Source organism: Aurantibrevibacter litoralis (assembly GCF_034651555.1).
Taxonomy (GTDB): Bacteria; Bacteroidota; Bacteroidia; order Flavobacteriales; family Flavobacteriaceae; genus Aurantibrevibacter; species Aurantibrevibacter litoralis.
On sequence record NZ_JAYEEQ010000003.1, the window covers coordinates 256131 to 275273 of the forward strand.

The 19143-nt window shown below is 37.3% G+C and carries 19 protein-coding genes; 9 read left to right on the forward strand and 10 right to left on the reverse strand.

Going from position 1 to position 19143, the window contains the following annotated elements; genetic code table 11:
- Nucleotides 1–32 precede the first annotated feature (32 nt).
- Nucleotides 33–1352 carry a dicarboxylate/amino acid:cation symporter gene (locus tag U1E44_RS04770; RefSeq protein ID WP_322929911.1) on the forward strand — a complete coding sequence of 440 codons (1320 nt, stop codon included), beginning with the start codon at nt 33–35 and terminating at the stop codon, nt 1350–1352.
- A 49-nt stretch (nt 1353–1401) separates the two neighbouring features.
- Here the strand turns inward: U1E44_RS04770 and U1E44_RS04775 are convergent, their stop codons facing one another.
- Together U1E44_RS04775 and U1E44_RS04780 are read right to left on the reverse strand one after the other, a co-directional pair.
- Entirely contained in the window at nt 1402–1884 is a 483-nt protein-coding gene (locus tag U1E44_RS04775) for a PIN domain-containing protein (RefSeq protein ID WP_322929912.1), read from the reverse strand.
- A complete protein-coding gene (locus U1E44_RS04780; RefSeq protein WP_322929913.1) occupies nt 1881–2648 on the reverse strand; it encodes a hypothetical protein in 768 nt (255 codons plus the stop codon). The genes U1E44_RS04775 and U1E44_RS04780 overlap by 4 nt, the downstream gene beginning before the upstream one ends.
- 174 nt (nt 2649–2822) lie before the next feature.
- Between U1E44_RS04780 and U1E44_RS04785 the strand changes: the two genes are divergently transcribed.
- Complete coding sequence (locus U1E44_RS04785; RefSeq protein ID WP_322929914.1) at nt 2823–3995, forward strand: flavohemoglobin expression-modulating QEGLA motif protein; 1173 nt, start codon at nt 2823–2825, stop codon at nt 3993–3995.
- A 9-nt stretch (nt 3996–4004) separates the two neighbouring features.
- Here the strand turns inward: U1E44_RS04785 and U1E44_RS04790 are convergent, their stop codons facing one another.
- Entirely contained in the window at nt 4005–4412 is a 408-nt protein-coding gene (locus U1E44_RS04790) for a thiol-disulfide oxidoreductase DCC family protein (RefSeq protein ID WP_322929915.1), read from the reverse strand.
- A 223-nt stretch (nt 4413–4635) separates the two neighbouring features.
- A complete protein-coding gene (locus U1E44_RS04795; protein WP_322929916.1) occupies nt 4636–6807 on the reverse strand; it encodes an endonuclease MutS2 in 2172 nt (723 codons plus the stop codon).
- Between the two features lie 283 nt (nt 6808–7090).
- Between U1E44_RS04795 and U1E44_RS04800 the strand changes: the two genes are divergently transcribed.
- A complete protein-coding gene (locus U1E44_RS04800) occupies nt 7091–7756 on the forward strand; it encodes a uracil-DNA glycosylase (RefSeq protein ID WP_322929917.1) in 666 nt (221 codons plus the stop codon).
- Nucleotides 7757–7764: 8 nt separating this feature from the next.
- Here the strand turns inward: U1E44_RS04800 and U1E44_RS04805 are convergent, their stop codons facing one another.
- The 6 genes from U1E44_RS04805 to U1E44_RS04830 all read right to left on the reverse strand — a co-directional run bounded on the left by U1E44_RS04805 (nt 7765) and on the right by U1E44_RS04830 (nt 12471).
- Nucleotides 7765–8166, reverse strand: coding sequence for a hypothetical protein (locus tag U1E44_RS04805; RefSeq protein ID WP_322929918.1), 402 nt, complete (start codon nt 8164–8166; stop codon nt 7765–7767).
- A gap of 175 nt (nt 8167–8341) precedes the next feature.
- A complete protein-coding gene (locus U1E44_RS04810) occupies nt 8342–9193 on the reverse strand; it encodes a substrate-binding domain-containing protein (RefSeq protein ID WP_322929919.1) in 852 nt (283 codons plus the stop codon).
- A 114-nt stretch (nt 9194–9307) separates the two neighbouring features.
- Nucleotides 9308–10180, reverse strand: coding sequence for a nucleoside phosphorylase (locus U1E44_RS04815; RefSeq protein WP_322929920.1), 873 nt, complete (start codon nt 10178–10180; stop codon nt 9308–9310).
- 1 nt (nt 10181) lies between these two features.
- Nucleotides 10182–11114, reverse strand: coding sequence for a DUF1835 domain-containing protein (locus U1E44_RS04820; RefSeq protein ID WP_322929921.1), 933 nt, complete (start codon nt 11112–11114; stop codon nt 10182–10184).
- 73 nt (nt 11115–11187) lie between these two features.
- Nucleotides 11188–11517: a translation initiation factor gene (locus U1E44_RS04825; protein WP_322929922.1), complete on the reverse strand. Its 330-nt coding sequence runs from the start codon at nt 11515–11517 to the stop codon at nt 11188–11190.
- Nucleotides 11518–11520: 3 nt separating this feature from the next.
- A complete protein-coding gene (locus U1E44_RS04830) occupies nt 11521–12471 on the reverse strand; it encodes an isopenicillin N synthase family dioxygenase (RefSeq protein WP_322929923.1) in 951 nt (316 codons plus the stop codon).
- Between the two features lie 120 nt (nt 12472–12591).
- Between U1E44_RS04830 and U1E44_RS04835 the strand changes: the two genes are divergently transcribed.
- The 6 genes from U1E44_RS04835 to U1E44_RS04860 all read left to right on the forward strand — a co-directional run bounded on the left by U1E44_RS04835 (nt 12592) and on the right by U1E44_RS04860 (nt 18265).
- Nucleotides 12592–14568 (forward strand): alpha-ketoacid dehydrogenase subunit alpha/beta, encoded by a 1977-nt coding sequence (locus U1E44_RS04835; protein ID WP_322929924.1) that lies wholly within the window; start codon nt 12592–12594, stop codon nt 14566–14568.
- Between the two features lie 111 nt (nt 14569–14679).
- The gene (locus U1E44_RS04840) at nt 14680–15159 is read left to right on the forward strand and encodes a lipocalin family protein (protein ID WP_322929925.1); all 480 of its coding nucleotides are present in this window, start codon (nt 14680–14682) and stop codon (nt 15157–15159) included.
- Nucleotides 15160–15283: 124 nt separating this feature from the next.
- Nucleotides 15284–15985, forward strand: coding sequence for a YiaD family glycine zipper/OmpA-like lipoprotein (locus U1E44_RS04845; protein WP_322929926.1), 702 nt, complete (start codon nt 15284–15286; stop codon nt 15983–15985).
- 87 nt (nt 15986–16072) lie between these two features.
- Complete coding sequence (locus U1E44_RS04850; protein ID WP_322929927.1) at nt 16073–16225, forward strand: FAD-dependent oxidoreductase; 153 nt, start codon at nt 16073–16075, stop codon at nt 16223–16225.
- Nucleotides 16226–16473: 248 nt separating this feature from the next.
- The gene (locus U1E44_RS04855) at nt 16474–16902 is read left to right on the forward strand and encodes a DUF2147 domain-containing protein (protein ID WP_322929928.1); all 429 of its coding nucleotides are present in this window, start codon (nt 16474–16476) and stop codon (nt 16900–16902) included.
- A 199-nt stretch (nt 16903–17101) separates the two neighbouring features.
- On the forward strand, nt 17102–18265 hold the full coding sequence (locus U1E44_RS04860) for a DUF3179 domain-containing (seleno)protein (RefSeq protein WP_322929929.1): 1164 nt from the start codon (nt 17102–17104) through the stop codon (nt 18263–18265).
- Nucleotides 18266–19143: the final 878 nt, after the last annotated feature.

The window sequence follows — 19143 nt, forward strand, 5'->3', positions numbered from 1 at the left end:
CGCACTAAATTTATAATGTTCAAAAACACTTTATGAGAAAACTCGAATTGCATTGGCAAATCTTAATTGGGATGATCGCAGGCATCCTGTTTGGTTTCGGAATGACACAAATTAGCTGGGGAACGCAATTCGTGTTTGATTGGATTCAGCCTTTTGGAACCATTTTTGTAAAATTATTGAAACTTATAGCCATTCCACTTATTCTAGCTTCGCTAGTGAAAGGAATATCGGACTTAAAGGATATTTCAAAATTTAAAAACATTGGTCTAAGAACAATCGGTATTTATATTTGTACTACAGTGGTGGCCATTACTATTGGATTGTTCTTAGTAAATGTATTGCAACCGGGAAAAGGCATTTCCGAAGAAACTATCACTAAATTAACTACTGCCTATGCCACTGATAGTGGGGTAACCTCTAAATTGGAAGAAGCCTCTAGGCAAAAAGACAGCGGCCCCTTAACGTTTCTCGAAGAAATGGTTCCCGATAATGCAATTTACGCCATGAGCAATAACAGTTTAATGCTTCAGGTGATATTTTTCACTATTTTTTTGGGTATTTCGCTGCTGCTTATTGGCGAAAAAAGTGCCAAACCCCTCAAGGATTTTTTTGATTCCTTAAACGATGTTGTCCTGAAAATGGTAGACCTCATCATGCTCAGTGCGCCCTATGCTGTCTTTGCCTTATTAGCTAGTGTTGTGGTATCTTCCAGTGATCCGGATTTATTACTGGCACTGTTAAAATATGCAGGGGTCGTGGTGTTGGGTCTTGCCCTTATGATTGGCTTTTACCTGCTGGTGATATCAACCTTTACTAAATACAACGCCCTCACTTTTTTAAGTAAGATAAGTCCGGCGCAATTATTGGCGTTTTCTACCAGTTCCAGTGCGGCTACGCTTCCTGTTACCATGGAGCGTGTTGAAGAACATATTGGAGTAGATAAAGAAGTATCCAGTTTTGTATTGCCCGTTGGGGCTACAATTAATATGGACGGTACCAGTTTATACCAAGGGGTAGCTGCTGTTTTTATTTCGCAAGCTTTGGGCTTTGACCTGACTTTTGCCGACCAGTTAACCATTGTGCTTACCGCATTATTAGCTTCTATAGGTTCGGCAGCCGTTCCGGGAGCGGGCATGGTAATGTTGGTTATTGTGTTGGAAGCCATAGGGTTTCCCGCAGATAAATTGGCTATTGGTCTGGCACTCATTTTTGCGGTAGATAGACCGCTAGATATGTGCAGAACAGTGGTTAATGTCACCGGAGATGCATCAGTCGCTGTTATAGTAGCCAAGTCCTTAGGGAAATTAGGGAAACCAAAAGTTAAAAATTGGAACGATGAGATGTCTAGCTAAGCACCCCAATAATAGGATCTGGTTTTCTTAATCCGCTGTTGGCTGTAATTTAAAACAACCGTCCTAACTTATCATTTAACGGAATAGACAAGTCAATAAACTCAAAATTTAAGTTGTGAGAATCCAACAAAGGCTCAATCATTTTAGGTAATGATTTCCTGTCTTTTGTAATAAATGCATCAATATTTCTATTGTGAATTTGAGAAAACAATTTAATATCGTTTATCACTACTTTTCTATCACCAAAATCACCAAATTTCCCGAGACTTCTCAAAGTTGCTAAAAATTGACCAGCAAATTTTGCGTCTGCATAATCAAATTCTAATAAGCGGAATGAATTTAAAGAAAGAAGATTATCTGGATTGTCGCCAACTGCATACTCACTAACAACAATTGTAGAAAGATACATTTCAATTCCATTTTCTAAAAAATATTCAAAATAATCTACTGTATTTTGATGAAAATCCGAATCTGACTTCAATAACCTAATACAAAAGGAACTATCTAAAAGAACACTCTCTATTCCTTTCATATTCCTTCAGCTTTAATATCATTTAACCAAGAATCTACGTTTGTAATTTTACTTAAATTAACAGAGGCTTTTTCAATTACTTTATCTAAAAGAGATTTATTAAACACAGGCTTATACTGGATAAATTCCATTAATTCCAAATCTGTTAAGGAATCATCTTCAAAACTTTTTTTCCCACGAACTTTAATCCCATATGGCTTATATGTTTTTTTCTCACCATCCATTATTTGCTCTTTAGTAGCAGATATTGTAAGATTTCCATACTTTTTCGTGCTAATATGAAGATTCGGGCTTTTTCCACCTTCTTGATATATCTCACCATATAAATAAAATTCACTTTCATAAAAAGTTGGTGCAATCATCTCAAAATTAGTAGTATAATCAATAACTAAAGAGGATTCTTTAGACAATGAATTATTAAACTCAATTACATAACCTTCTTTTATTGCCTTTTTTTGAAATTTGTCAATAATTGATTGACGTTTATAATCTAAAAAATCAAGATTATTTCTGTTATTTATCTCGCTTGTTAAACCATGGAATAAAATAACTGCTGTAATTGGCAAAAAGAATTTGTGTTTAGCAGAACCTTCTTCAATATCATATGAAATATGCGGTCGATTTTGCTTTTCCTTTCGGTTAGGATATAAGAAAGACTCTACATCTGATATAAAATCTTTAACCTCATTTATATCAATGTCTTTAGGACTTAAAGTATTGCCCTTATTTGTAACTCTTAACTCTATGTATCCTTGTTCTTCCATGTTTCTAAAATACAAAATTACGGAATATAAAAAACTACAGCCAATAACAATGGGTATAAAAAATAACTAATCAATTGCTGAATTCAATGTTTTAAGTATATTTAAACGTCAATTATTAACCGAAAAGCATCACTTATTTGCAATCTACTTTTCATACCCTAGACCGATATATATATGAGTCCAACAACATTTCCACATACTCTTACTAAGGAACACCCTACTTTGTTTAAAATAGATACGGAGTTGGATCTATTAGTGAAAAAGATTGAACTCCTGAGCTATGTAAATCCTATAAATATGGAGAAGGAAAAACAGCGCTTTTTTACTTCAAAATATATAGATAATCCAGTGTTTAGTTATCCAAAACTAAAGTTTAACCCTTTTGAACTGCAGCGAAAGTTCTTTGCGCAACCATTGGAAAGGATAAAAGATAGCACCGCACAACAACTTTATCAAGATATTATTTATTACTATTCCAATATGATACAATGTATTGAACATATTGGCGATCACAAAAAATTCTACTACAATTCCCTTCGCGTGTACGGCACACCAACGGAAAAAGACGTTCATAATGCACAATTTATTCTGCATTTTGCTGATGAGAAAACCGAACTTAGAACCGAAAAATATTATTCTTCAGCAGAGGCCAAAACGTATTTTGAACAGTTTATTACGCACTATAATTTTCCGCTAAAAATCGGATATTCTACCAGCATTGCTGCCAATGCAATGGTGAGCAATAGGACACAGACGCTGCTTATTAAAAAGAACGCAAAATTTAGTAGGAATCAATTGCTAACCCTTGCCAATCATGAAATAGGAGTGCATTTGGTTACCACCTACAACGGATTAGCCCAACCTTTAAAAATTTTTAGCAACGGTTTTCCTAAAAACGTAGAAACCCAAGAAGGATTGGCTGTTTTTAGCGAATACATGTGTGGATCACTTACCTTAAATCGTCTCAAAGAATTGGCATACAGAGTAATAGCATCAGATAGCTTAATTAAAGATTTCAGCTTTTCTGATACCTTTCATTTGCTACACAATTACTACAAACTCAATAGGGACGATGCTTTTACCATTACCCTAAGAGCGCACAGAGGTGGTGGCTTTACTAAGGATAGGTTATACCTAAGCGGGTTGCGTAAAATATATAAGCGCTATTTACAGGCAGAGCCTATGGTGGCCCTGCTAAGCGGTAAAGTGGCAATGGAATATGAAGCGGCCATAATGCATCTTAAAGATATGGGTCTTGTAACAGAAAATAGCCATCAAAATAAAGCCTTCTCACAAAATCTTAACACGAACAAAACGTTAGATTTTATCCTGAATAACTTAAAGTAAGCTCTTGGTTTATTCCAAGAATTTAGATTTTAATTCCGGCGTCGGAATCATGCATTGCTCTTTTTTGCCATACCATTTATACCGATTCTTTGCTACAAAATCGTATAGGCGATTTGTTAAACGCTCAGGCAGCCACCTAAAAATGTTCAGAACCTGCCATAAGCCTCCAAATTCTAGGGCAATTATCAAGGCAGCCGTGGCTTTGGTGTAATAGGCCACTCCGGGCACAATAAGTACTATAGAGTCCACTTCTTCGGTATTTATGCCACGTTCTTTGGTAAGTTTGCGTCCTATTTCGCTTTGCAAGGCTGCAAATCGAAACACATCATTTTTATCGTGTTGTATTATAAACTGCACGGCGCTATTGCAAAGATTGCACACACCGTCAAAAAGAATTATTTTGTTTGGAATTTTCATGATACAAAGATACTACAGCAACGTAGTAAATTTTTGCTTTTAAGGGTATTTCAAAAATTGGATTTCTTTTTATTCTAAAAGGATCTGATTTCTAGTTTAGACGTCATTTTGTTTTGAAGTGTTGTCTCAAAACACCATCAAGGCTACCCTCATTTATGTTGGAGACATTTAAAGAGCGGAATTTCTAAGTGAACCTCAAACAGCACCCAATCGCGACCGAAAACTACTTGCTTTTTTCCACCAATTCCAACTGATCTACACCCACATTGGTCGTAAACATGCCGTAATTGACAATAGCCTTTCCTTTTTCGAGGGAATCTATGGTGCCCACAGCTTTTCCATCTTGCATCCGAACCCGGTCGCCCACCTTAAAAACGGGTTTGGGTTTGTTTTTTTCTTGTACCTCCGCTTTCTTTTTGGCTACCTTTTTCTTTTCCCGAATAACCTCTACTTTTTGGATGACTTCCTGTTCTACATGCGCTTTTTTTACCTGAGCAACTTTAATTTCCTGTACTGTTTTTTTCTTTCGTTTACTATTTTCTGTCTCCACCAAGCGAAGTAGTTCGGATACGAGTACCCTTTTTTTGTGATCCTGAAAATACTTCTCGGCTAAGGTATTTACTTTATTGCCCAAATAAATCATACGTTGATTGTAGTCGAACAGCTCCTGATAATTTTCCAGTTTGGATTTAATCTTGCTGTTGAGTTCTTCTAAACGTTTGGCCTCCTCTCGTGCCTTGGATTCTTCTTCTTGCAACCGAGACCCAGTCAGGGCCATTTTAGTACGTTCTTGTTGCAGTTTAGCTATGGTAGCATCAAACCGCACTTTACCACCTTCAATTTTCTTCTTCGCACGGTTAATCAAACTAAAAGGAATCCCGTTTTTTTGAGCAACTTCAAAAGTAAACGAACTCCCTGCTTGTCCCAATACCAATTGGTAGGTTGGTTCCAGCGTTTTTCCATCAAAAAGCATATTCGCATTAGAAATGTGCGCTAATTCATTGGCCAACAACTTTAAATTGGCATAATGAGTGGTAATAACCCCAAAGGCTCCTCGTTCATAAAATACTTCCAAAAAAGTTTCGGCCAAGGCGCCTCCCAATTCCGGATCACTACCGGTGCCAAATTCATCGATAAGAAACAACGTCTTATCATTGCATTTTCGCAAAAAATAGTTCATGTTCTTTAATCGATAACTATACGTACTTAAATGGTTTTCGATAGATTGATTATCGCCGATATCGGTTAATATTACATCAAAAAAACAAAGCGAACTGCGCTCGTGTACCGGAATTAAAAATCCACTTTGCAGCATAATTTGCAACAATCCTATGGTTTTTAGGGTGATGCTTTTTCCTCCAGCATTGGGACCTGAAATTACAATAATCCTATTTTCGGGATGCAAAAGTATGGTCTGCGGAAAGGTTTTTTCGTTTTTTCTTTTATTGGATAAATAGAGCAAGGGATGGTACGCATCCCGTAACCGTATTTCTTTAGAGGTATTAATTTCGGGCATTACGGCATTCATCTCCAAAGCATATTTGGCTTTTGCCGCAGTAACATCCATAAAAACTAAAAAATCTTGATACTGCGCTAATTGCGAGGCAAAAGGCCGCAAAAAATGGGTCAATGTGTTTAGAATACGGTGCACTTCCTCTTTTTCTTCAAACTCCAAATTGTGAAGCGTTCTGGAATAACGCAAGGTAGTTTCGGGCTCAATAAAGACAATACTTCCGGTTTTTGAAGACCCTAAAATGGTACCTTTTACTTTTTTTCGATACATGGCCTTTACGGCCAATACACGGCGATTTTCAACTACCGATTCCCGAATATCATCTAAAAACTCAGAGGTATGATAATGATGTAATGCCGCGCCAAAACTTTGATTAATTTTTCCTTGTACTTCCTGAATTTGTTGACGAATTTGTTTTAAAGCAACCGATGCATTATCTTTTATGTCTCCAAATCGGTCAATAACAGCATCTATCTGCTCGGTGATTTCGAGATGAAGTTCAATCTTCGCTGTAACCTCAAAAAGCAATGGATAGTAGGTTTTAAACTTTTTAAAAAACCGCAAATGTCCCGTTACTGCCGTGCATACCGCATTAATACGTTGACAGCCCAGAATTTCTAAGGTGGTATTTTCTACCCCTAACAATGTGAGTTCTTTGCTGATGGCATCAAAGCCGTGATTTGGAATACGATTTTCATTGGTAAAAGAAGAAAGGTATTCTGAAGTTTGTTGGAGGGCTTGGATCGTGGTACTTTCATTTTTAAAAGGCACTATGGACAAGGCATTTTCTTTGCCTAAAACCGTATTGCATCGGGCAGATAACTGCTGTAATACGGTTGAAAACTCTAAATCTTGGAGTGTTTTAGGGTTTATTTGCTTCATCTATAAAACTATTTTCAAATCATTGGTTATTCATTGTTTATTTCTGAGGGTATTGTTTCATTTTTTTTATACCCACTCACCTAAACCATTTAAGCAGAGTATCGATTTTTATTTTCACTTTTAATAAAGGCAAAGGTAGGAATAAGGAGGCATACCTCGATTTGGTTTCGGCTTTTAAATCTGTAGTGCGCATGGTTTCTGCCAAAGACAGCACCTTAAAAAAACGTGCTGGTATATTGGGTTGATTTACTTATTTTTGAAGGTAACTAAGTGAGTTGTGAACATGAAAATACACCTTCATAACAGTTGGGAGCCTTACCTTGGAGATGAACTGAAACAACCCTATTTTTTGGCGTTATCCAGCTTTTTGAAAAAGGAATACAGCACTTATCCTTGCTACCCTAATGAAGACGCTATTTTTGCTGCTTTTAACCACTGCACCTTCGAAAACACCAAAGTGGTTATTATTGGTCAGGATCCGTACCACGGAATCAATCAGGCACACGGACTGTGTTTTTCGGTACCGGAGACTGTTCCGCATCCTCCTTCTTTAATCAACATCTTTAAGGAATTACAGACCGATCTGGGCAAACCGTATCCTATAAGTGGTAATTTAACCCATTGGGCAACGCAAGGCGTTCTCTTGCTGAACGCCACCCTCACCGTACGTGCTCAGGAAGCCGGAAGCCATCAGCACAAGGGATGGGAAATCTTTACGGATAAGGTCATTACAACCCTTTCCCAAGAAAAAGAGGGTCTTGTATTCCTCCTTTGGGGTGGCTTTGCCAAAAAAAAATCTATTTTAATCGATTCCACAAAACATCGAGTATTAACTTCCGGTCACCCTTCGCCATTGAGTGCGAATCGCGGTTTTTGGTTTGGCAATGGTCATTTCAGTAAAACCAATGCGATACTACGGCAAAAGGGTATCAAAGAAATACAGTGGTAATGCTTCTTTTAATGTAGCGAATCTAAGGGCTCAGAGCGCAGTAAAGGTAAAGGTTGAATATCGCTTTTAATGCGGATGTATTCTTCCAAACGAAAGCGTTCTAAAATATCAGCCATTTCAGACGTTTCCTGAGCGGATAGTCGTTCTAAATAATAGCGCTTTTTTCTTGGCGAAAAATCGGTATCGAGCACCGCCTTTTGTCGAATTAAATATTCAGCTACCTTTTCCTGAAATGCCAGTGCCTGATCTACCCCCATAACCAATCGCGGTTGGTACTGTGCTGTTATTCTTACCGCTTCAGCCCTAATAAATTGATTGCTCTTTTGCACATATGGATCTTGTCCAAAACAGAGATGGATCCATAATAGACATAGGTGGGTTATCCCTTTTGTTAAAATCCAATTTTTCATCCCTATACCGTTTTATAAATCAATGCAAATTGGCCTTTCGCAACTTCATATCTTTTTTTGTCCTGAATCATGGGGTCTTGGTTTTTCCCAGTATCACTAGGCGTAGGATGCTAAAAAGCGAATGCGACGTACAACAAAATTAAAAAATAAGAAATCAGTTGTAGCGCTTAAAATTTTAAAGTTTTTCTAAAATTTTATCAGCTGCTATTCGATGCGGAATTAACTTTAAATCAAGTAATTTAGATTGCACATTATCAATAACTTTAGAAGATATTTGTTTTTGACTCCACCGTGTACTGCCGAGCCATTTTTGAATGTCTTCTAGCGCCAGGTCATACCTATTTGCCATGGTTCGATCGATACTGGGAATGATCTTAAATTCGGTAGTATAACGATTAATCACCTCTAAAATATGCCGGAGCGTATCCTTGTTTTGGTCTAGAAAACGATTTGTGGCGGCTATAACAAAGCAGGGCCAGGGGGTTGGACAGTCCCCTAAACGACGAAAAAGATGCCGATCTACCAGAGGTTTGGTAGTGAAGTGCTCCCACATAAAATAATCCGCTCGTCCTTCCGTTAATGCCTCAACGGCACCCTCAATATCGTTAACGACCTCAAATTGAAGTTCTTGAAAGTTCCATTGTTGCTGTTGGGCGTGTACATAGGCCATAAGATGACTGCCACTGCCAAATCTGCTAATAGCTACTTTGGCATCGGCCAATTCCGTAAGGGTCTTAAATCTACTTTTTTCTCCTACATGAATACCCCATAAAAGGGGCGAGGCAATATATTCCTGCACAATTTTTGCCGAAGTACCATCACTTATGCTTTTTACAATTCCTTCAGTAAGAATAATGGCAAGATCAGTTTCATCCGCTTGTAGCATGCTACTCATTCTTCCGGTGCCTTCAGGGATATCCTTCCACTGAAGATCAATGCCGCGTTCTTCGAAGGCACCTTCATCTATAGCCAATTGCCATGGAAAATTAAAATGCTCGGGAACCCCAATGATCGTTACTTTATGCACTCCTATAAATTTAAGTTAAACGGTTAATTTTAAATGCTACACCATGTTAGTCTATAGCGCTAACGCTTTAAAAAGGCGATTTCCTTTAATACAGTAAGGCTTTCGATGCTATTTTTAATGAGCCGTAAGCCTTTCCAAGGCATACATTATAAGCCGATCTATTGCTTTTTCCGGGTTTTTAGAAAATTGCCCTGTATTCCGGTTGGCCAAAATACAATTGAGCGATACAGCCCTATGTCCTAATAGTTTTGAAAGTCCGTATATGCCCGAGGTTTCCATCTCCATATTGGTAATGCGCATTCCGTTATAGGTAAATGCAGTCATTTTTTTGTTTAAATCGGCATCTGATGTTTCTAATCGCAAACGCCTTCCTTGGGGACCGTAAAACCCGACATTGGTGGCGGTACAACCTAACTTAATTTTATCCGATTGCAATTGAGTCGCAAGATCTGCATCAAAGTAAGTAACGTAAGGCTTGGATTTTGAAACAGGCCAATGCATTTGGGACACAAAGGCGTCTTCTATTTCCGGATAACGAACCGATTCACTTTTATAATAATGAAGCAAACTATCGAGCCCTACAGCATATTCGCTCATCAAAAAAGAATCTACCGGTATGTCTTGCTGTATGGCTCCCGAAGTACCTATGCGAATAATATCTAAAGCGGTATGTCGTTTGAAGGTGCTGCGTGTGGAAAAATCAATATTGACTAAAGCATCTAACTCATTTAGCACAATATCGATATTATCGGTGCCAATGCCTGTAGAAATCACCGTAATACGTTTTTTATTTAGGATTCCTGTATGGGTGATAAACTCTCTTTTGTGCTTTCGAACCTCAACCGTGTCGAAATAACGAGAAACCATTGCTACACGATCAGGGTCGCCTACGGTAATTACCAATGGGGCTAACTCTGAAGAGTGCAAATTAAGATGATAAATACTGTTGTCCGGATTAAGAACGAGCTCCGAGGCACCTAAATGCATGTTATAACTTTAGGATGCGATTCGTTTCTGTATTGTAGAGAAAATTGTATTTTAAAGCACCTCCCAAATAGGAATCGTTTTCCTGAATACAGGCGTAATAACTGGTTTTTCCTTCTAGGATTTCCTTGCCTTTTTTGGTGAGTCGCACCGGATTGAAGTTGGTGAAAAGGGGTTTTAATTTTGTTACGATTCGCTCGTATTGCGTATCACTAAAGCCATATAACCCTTGATTTCCTAGGACTGTGGACATTAATTCTGTTTTGGATTTTGGTTTTTTAGAAACAGCCAAATCCAGAATATTATGTTCTACACGGTTCAACCCATTTTTTATCGATGGAAATCGCATCAAGTGTGCCCGAAGTGCGTCCGATAGATATTCAAATTGAAAGCCCTCGAAATCGGTTAAATTCTGAATGCGAATAGGATTGTCGCTACAATACAACTGCCACACATAATCGGCATACTCTATGTCGTCTTGGGTGAGTAATACTTTATTATTATGTAGTTCAAGTATTTGATTGTCAGTAAGATCAGACAATTGATATAAGGTGTTACTCTCATCTATTTTTCCACTACAAGCCAAATAGATTTCTGCATATTTTCGATGGTTTTTTAACCAACTTAATACGGCCAACATATTGATCTGACAAAATAAATCGTATTCAAACCACAATACAATTTGGTCTTGCTGCTTGTGATTGCAAAGGGATCGGTACTCCTTTAGTGTTTTTTCTACGTACCAATTCTTGGATATTTTGTAGGTTTTATGAAGAAAATCAAAGCGGGTTTTCCAAAATGATTCACTTCCTACGTTGGTCTCCGTTTTGCCTTCACACAGCATCTCTCGCCATGTAATTATGTCTCCTTTAAAGTTAAGGGATTTTAGTTTTTGGGTGAAAACATCACCATTTGTAATGTGCAACTGGGAACTCATATCGGTTGTTGTTGTTGGTAGGAACTTTAAAAGTACTGTTTAAAACTAAAATTCAAAAATAATTAACAAAAAACTAACCTCCAACCCTTTTTACACTAAATCCTTTATCTTTTAGTATGGCCATGATGTTATCCCGAAAATCCCCTTGTATAATGATAGCACCGTCTTTAAACGTGCCCCCTACACTTAGTTTCGTTTTTAGTTCTTTGGCTAGTTTTTTAAAATCGTCATCGGCTCCGGAATACCCCTCTATTATAGTAATGGGTTTCCCCTTCCGTTTTTCGTATTTGCAAATGATAGGATCTTCTTGAAGCCAAATTTCCGATTTTTGTGCGGTAGTTTCTTCCTCAGCGTCTACGTTTTGTTCCGGAAACAAATTTTTAAGCTGGTTCTTTAAATCCATACGTTACCCTTTTATCAATCCTAATTCGATAAGACGTTCATGTAAAAATGCACCTGCAGTAATGTCCTCGTACCGTTTGGGATGTGCGGCATCTATACAATGCGGTAAACAATGTAAGGGCATTTCGCTAATGGGATGCATAAAGAAGGGAATGGAATACCGAGAAGTACCCCATAATTCTCGGGGTGGATTAATGACCTGATGTATGGTCGATTTTAATTTATTGTTGGTAAGTCTCGAAAGCATATCTCCTACATTAATCATTAACTCATCAGGCTGTGCGATGGCATCAATCCATTCCCCACGATTATTTCGCACTTGAAGTCCCTTTCCTTGTGCACCCATTAATAAGGTAATCAAATTTATATCGCCATGCGCTGCAGCGCGGACTGCATTTTTGGGTTCACTAGTAATCGGGGGATAATGTATAGGTCGCAATATCGAATTTCCGTTTGCAATATAGGGATCAAAATACCTTTCTTCTAATTGTAAATGAAGTGACAAGGCGCGGAGGACATATTTAGCCGTCTTTTCGAGCATTTTATAGGCCTTTTTTCCAACCTCATTAAACGCCGGAAGTTCTTTAACGAAGACATTTGGAGGATATTCCTGCGCTAATTTTTCGTCATTTTCTACATATTGTCCAAAATGCCAAAACTCCTTTAAGTCGCCTTCTTTTTTGCCTTTTGCGTGTTCCTTTCCAAATGAAGTATAGCCTCGCTGTCCACCAATACCGGGAATCTCATAGGCATCCTTTACCTCCTGAGGCAAATTAAAAAAGGCTTTGATCGCTGCATACAAATCTGCAACCAACTGTTCGGAAAGAAAATGACCTTTTAAGGCCACAAACCCTATTTCTTCAAACGCATTACCAATTTCTTTGGTAAACTTTTCCTTTCTTAACGGTACACCGGATATAAAATCCTGCAGATCCACACTCGGAATGCCACTCATAGTACTCACTTTAGTTTATTCAAAATTAAGCAAAATTATGAAGAATGGCACTACAGCATCTAAGCTCATTTTAATGGATAGTTTTTGCTAATTTTACATCGCTTTTAAGATGTTACTTTTATGCGCTATACAGGTTTTGAGGTTCCTTTTGAAATTCAGCTCGATCTTTACAAATCGATGTTAAAATCGAGAATGATCGAAGAAAAAATGTTAATTCTACTGCGGCAAGGCAAAATTTCCAAGTGGTTTAGTGGCATTGGGCAAGAAGCAATTTCCATTGGCGTGACCACAGCACTAGATGCCACAGAATACATTTTGCCTATGCATCGTAACCTTGGTGTTTTTACAACCCGAAATATTCCACTCTACCGTCTTTTTGCGCAATGGCAAGGCAAATTAAGTGGTTTTAGCAAAGGGCGTGACCGCAGTTTTCATTTTGGCACCCAAGCCTTTAAAATTGTGGGAATGATTTCGCACTTAGGCCCCCAATTGGGAGTTGCCAATGGTATTGCTTTAGGGCATTTGCTTAAAAAGGAAAAAAAGGTAACAGCCGTGTTTACCGGGGAAGGAGGCACTAGTCAAGGCGATTTTCACGAGGCATTAAATGTGGCTTCAGTATGGGAGTTACCCGTTTTGTTCTGCATTGAAAACAATGGGTACGGACTATCTACCCCTACCAATGAACAATACCGATGTAGGCAATTGGCAGATAAGGGTATTGGCTATGGCATGGAGTCCTATGTGATTAACGGAAACAATATTTTGGAAGTCTATTCAAAAATAAAGGAACTCAGCCAAAGTATGCGCCATAATCCACGTCCTGTTTTATTAGAATTCTTAACCTTTAGAATGCGAGGACATGAAGAAGCAAGTGGCATTAAATATGTGCCGGAAACACTATTAAATGATTGGGCAGCAAAAGACCCTATACAGAATTACGAAAAATTTCTATTGGAGAACGGAAGTATTCAAGAAGCGGATATTAACGACATTAAGAAAGAATTTCAGGTAGCGATTGATCAAAATTTACAGCAGGCTTTTGAAGAGGATGAGGTTTCTTTTAATGAAACTAATGAATTAAGTGATGTATTCCAAAAATTTGAATACAAGCAATATAAACCAAATAATAGCACCTTAAATATTAGGCTTGTCGATGCCATTTCTCAAGGTTTAAAACAATCCATGGAGAAACATGATAATTTAGTGCTCATGGGTCAGGATATTGCCGACTATGGTGGCGTTTTTAAAATTACGGAGGGTTTTGTAGAAGCGTTTGGCAAGGAAAGAGTTAGGAACACTCCGTTGTGCGAGTCCGGTATTATAGCCGCAGCCATAGGGCTGTCTATGAACGGCATGAAAGCGATGGTTGAAATGCAATTTGCAGATTTTGTGAGTACAGGTTTTAATCCTATCGTTAATTATGCAGCCAAATTACATTACCGATGGCATGAAAAAGCCGATGTGGTCATTAGAATGCCTTGTGGTGCCGGAGTGGGGGCAGGGCCATTTCACTCCCAAACCAATGAAGCCTGGTTTACAAAAACGCCCGGATTAAAGGTGGTATACCCGGCTTTTCCCTATGATGCCAAAGGATTGCTAGCTACTGCAATAAATGATCCTAATCCCGTGTTATTTTTTGAACACAAGGCCTTGTACCGAAGTTTCTACCAAGAAGTTCCCACCGACTATTATACCCTGCCTTTTGGCAAAGCAAGTCTAATAAAAGAAGGGGAGGCCGTTACGATCGTATCCTTTGGCGCCGGAGTACACTGGGCATTGGAAACCTTAGCGAAAAATCCTGAAATACAAGCCGATCTCATCGACTTACGAACGCTACAACCCTTGGACACAGAAGCAATATACCGTTCGGCACGTAAAACAGGGCGATTGGTTATTTTGCAAGAAGACAGTCTTTTTGGAGGTATTGCCAGCGATATATCGGCCTTGGTCATGGAGCATTGTTTTGAATATCTCGATGCGCCTGTACGACGTGTTGGTAGTTTGGAGACACCTATTCCTTTCGCAAAATCATTAGAGAACGGTTATCTTCCGAAGCAACGTTTTGAAAAAGTACTGGCCGAAGTTTTGGCATATTAAAATTTTATTATAATTGTGAGATATCTCATGCAATTAAACACACTGTAGTCCTGTTAAAGAACTATTTTTGACTTACGAACGTATATCGATTAACAATTAAACTTTTTAAAGATGCATTTAAAAAAAAATTTTCTTTTTCTGGGGATTAGTTTCCTGCTAGTTACCTCATGTTCTATTTCCAAAGGTGCCCGCGTAGATCGGAATGTACTCGATGGCAATTGGGTTCTGAGTCAAATATCATACGAAGGAAATCAGGGTAAATTCAAATCCGTAATCTTCAACGATGCCGAGGATACTTGCTTCGAGGGCAGCAACTGGTTTTTTAGACACAATAACAGCACGGGCACCTACAGCCTTAATAATTCGTGTGGTGCCACTACCCGTTACATTCGTTGGTCCGTAGTAGAACGACCGGGCACCAACAACCAGCTTCAGTTTAAATTTACTGATGATAAATTCCGAGATATTTCGGGAGGGTTAGGGTATCGTCTCGACATCACCTCATTAGGCGAACAGAATATGACCCTAAAATCTAATGTTTCGGTAGATGGGGAGCCAATTACCTTAGTCTATCAATTTTATAAAAATTAAAGATTATATTTTACATCAAGACAGAACAAGAAGTATACGCAAAACAAAATGTGTAGTAGCGAAATCCATTTCTGTATTAAGTTTAGCAGGAATAAAACAAATAATAAACATTAAAAAAAAGCAGATGAAAAGTAATTTAAAAAAAGGTTTTGCCCTAAGTGTTGCAGTAGTACTACTCCTAGGCTGCGATGCCATACAAAATGCAAATAATGCCCAAAAAGGAGGTGTTATCGGTGCCGGCGGAGGTGCTATTCTAGGCGCCATAATCGGGAACAATATAGGAAAAGGCGGGAATGGTGAGTTGGGTGCGGTTATCGGTGGTGTTGTTGGCGGGGGTGCCGGAGTTCTAATTGGCCGAAAAATGGACCGACAAGCGGAACGTATTGAGGAAGAAATTCCGGGTGCTCAAGTAGAACGGTTAGATAATGGTATTGTAGTAACCTTTGATGAAAATAGTGGTGTGTATTTTGACACCAACAAGCATAATATTAATGCAGCTTCGCAAGTGACCCTCGATAAATTAGCGGGCATCTTGGCCGAATATCCAGATACAAATGTTTTGGTGGTAGGACATACCGATAGTACCGGCCCGGACGATTATAACATGACCTTATCGAAACAAAGAGCACAATCGGTTACCAATTATTTTACACAACAGAAAGGCTTGGTTTCTTCGCGCTTTACTACTAACTGGTTTGGTGAAACCCAACCTTTACATGATAATGGCACCGCCGAAGGAAGATCTAAAAATAGAAGGGTAAATCTCGCTATTTTACCTAATGAGCGTATGATAGAAGACGCCAAAAAAGAATCAGGAAGCAACTAGATATAGAAAAATTTTGCAATTTTAAAAGCTACAAAACCCCAATGTTACTATTGGGGTTTTTGCTTTAGAATATGTATCTTCACCTATGTGAAGAATTTTGATGTAATCCTTATTGGAGGTGGACTTGCCGGACTCACAGCATCCATACATTTGCGTAAAAATGGACTTCGTGTACTCGTTATAGAGCAGCGACACTATCCGCATCATAAAGTTTGCGGAGAGTATAGTGTTTTTAGATAGACGAACTAAATTGATACGCCTACTATTGCAAGGTCTAAATCCTATGCTTAAATCTAGCCCCTACATACTTAAAACTACGCTGTAGCTAACCTAATAAGAGTAGTTTTGGCAGCTGTAGATAAATAATTGAAAGCATTAAATTAAAGCATTCTTTAAAAACAGATAATTGACTTTTGTTTGATTTATGTTATTTCTACTTAAAAAATATTTAAGTAAGTCTGTATTTTAGCGACCAATTAAAGAAAAAAATGAAAGTAAATATTATTCTTATAGCCTTTTTAAGCAGTGTTTCACTAACCCAAGCGCAAACTATTTTCGGTAAATGGAACACTATTGACGACGAAACTGGAAAAATCGAATCCGTTGTAGAAATCTACGAAAATAACGGAAAAGCCCATGCAAAGATTATTGATATTCTAAATAAAGAGGATAGAGATAGGTTATGTGATAAATGCACAGGTGTTCATAAAAACGCCCCAATTTTAGGGATGGTTCTTGTTAGTGATTTAGAGCAAGATGGTGACGAATGGAGTGGAGGAAAAATATTAGACCCTAAAAGCGGGAAATATTATAAATGCTATCTTAAACTTGAGGACAATAACAAATTGAAATTACGCGGTTACATAGGTATTTCTATCATAGGAAGAACAGAATATTGGTATAGAGTTAAAAGTTAAAAATTAAAAATAAATTTAGCATTAACACGTCACTTTGTTGTATTCTAAAATTTTTATGGTGTTTAGTATAGCAAAAATAGTAAGACAACAAGTTCTCTTAGTCGAAAATGTTATCATAAATATGAAAGTAGCAGTAAAAGGAGGTAACTTAAAATAGGTTATTCTAATAGAAAACAAAACCAGTTCACTATAAAATGCTATGCTAGAAACTATTGCTTATATCTTGGCCATTTTTGCCCTAATTTTTGGTCCAGCAGGTTTATATATGTCTTTAATAGAAGCCTTCCCTATAAAATGGGTGTATTACCACTACAAAATTAAAAAACCTATAAATTGGGCTATAGTACTGTTGGTACTTTTAGTAGCTGTTTTTATAACTGTTCAAAATAGAAAGTTCGAGATTTGGACTTTTATTCCTTGGTTCATAAGTATTGTTGGACTACTATTAGCCTATAAAGCCCATCAATCCCAATTATTCAAAGAAATAGACTTTCCCCCAATGGCAGTTGATATAGCTAAATTGCCTATAGAAGATCAGATGCAAATGGCAGTAGTAGAATATGGGGGTATTACCAAATGTTACCCCCTAAATTACGTAAAAACACATCATATTGTAAATGATAAATTCAGTGACAAAATAGTATCTCTAACATTTTGTGCACATTGCAATGGTTTTATACCCTTTGATGTTACAGCTATTGGACCATTATTTGCAGGCTCAATGAAAGGTGGTAATTTAATTGTGGCTGATAAAAAAACTGCTACCTTTTTTCAGCAAGCTACCTTTAAATCTATTGCAGGAAAATTACACCCAGCGGAATTAACTATGATCCCATATCAAATAATTCCTTGGAGGGAGGTGAAAATTTTGGCTCCTCAGCCTATGGTTGTACAAGTTACTAAAAAGGACCTAAAAGATTTTGAGATTCTTATTAAAGGGGTTTGGAAAAAAATTCAAAAAACGGAATTTACCCTAGGGATTTCGAAAAAAAATAGAAATAAAGAGTTTCCTGCAAGAACTAGGGTCATTGGACTTTTAGATCCTTTTTTTGAGAAAAAAGTAGCCTATATAAAGGATGAACTAATTAAAAAAAAGATAGTTCAAAATGATACAATGCATTTTGTGTTAATAGTTATTGAAGACACTGTAATAGGATTCAAATCTACTTTGAATACTGCTGAATTGAATTTAAAACTTTATGGCAATATAATAAGGGATGAGATTTCTAAAACCGAATGGAACCTTCAAGGCAAACATCTTAATGGTAAAATTAATAAAAACCTTGAATATCTAAGTTTATCTGATGAGTTTTGGTTTTCATGGAAAAAATTTAATCCCAACAGTGAATTGATAAGATTGTAAAAGTCCTAATTTTAAAAATTTAAAAGACAATTGTTAAGCCTATTTGTTCTTCATAAAATATAAGCAGCGATTTGGATCATACTTTATTCCTTACACTAATTCCAAATATTTTTGGTTGGAGTTAGGGTTATTCAAAAGAAGCCAGACAACGCTATACAAGAAACATTAAATACTGTTGTTTACCTCAGCTAATTTAGTCAGGATATATTCCAAAAAGCGACCAATGTATTAATGAGAATAATGTGTAAAAAATGCAATATTAATGATGCTTTAGAGCTGGGTTTTTGTACTGTACCGACAAGAATTAACGGAGAACGCTAAGGATTCTAGTTTTCGTTTTAAGGTGAAAAATTTTAGACTTTACGTAAATGGCCATTTTTTGGAGGTAATTTTAAAAGTTAGAATTAATAATGATGACTTTAGACTGAATTATTTTTTTGTTGAGAGTAAGGTGAATTCTTTGAGTACTTTAAAAACCACTAGTTAGTCATTTGCCACAAGAAGATTATTTCAATATTCATAACTTGAAACTATAAAATTTGGTTGCTTTAGAATTATTGGATTTCTGCAAAGTGTTATATCTAAAAGGGTAAAATAACGAATCAAAATAGTTCTAAAAGTATTTCAATTAAATTCAATAAAATAAATAATTTGCGATGATAAAATATGAGGTTTATAATTACCCCCATCCTTAGGACAATAAATCTTTAAAAATAAGTTTTATGATGGTGTTGAAAGAGGGGGGTCCGGGGGGAGACTCATAACCTGCCCGATTTGTTGAAAACCCTTTTTGTCTCTTTGGTACCATCATGCGACTTGTTTCTTGCTCTGTTGATAAATTGTTGAAGGGGTTTCTTCCCCAAGGCTTTGATGCCTGC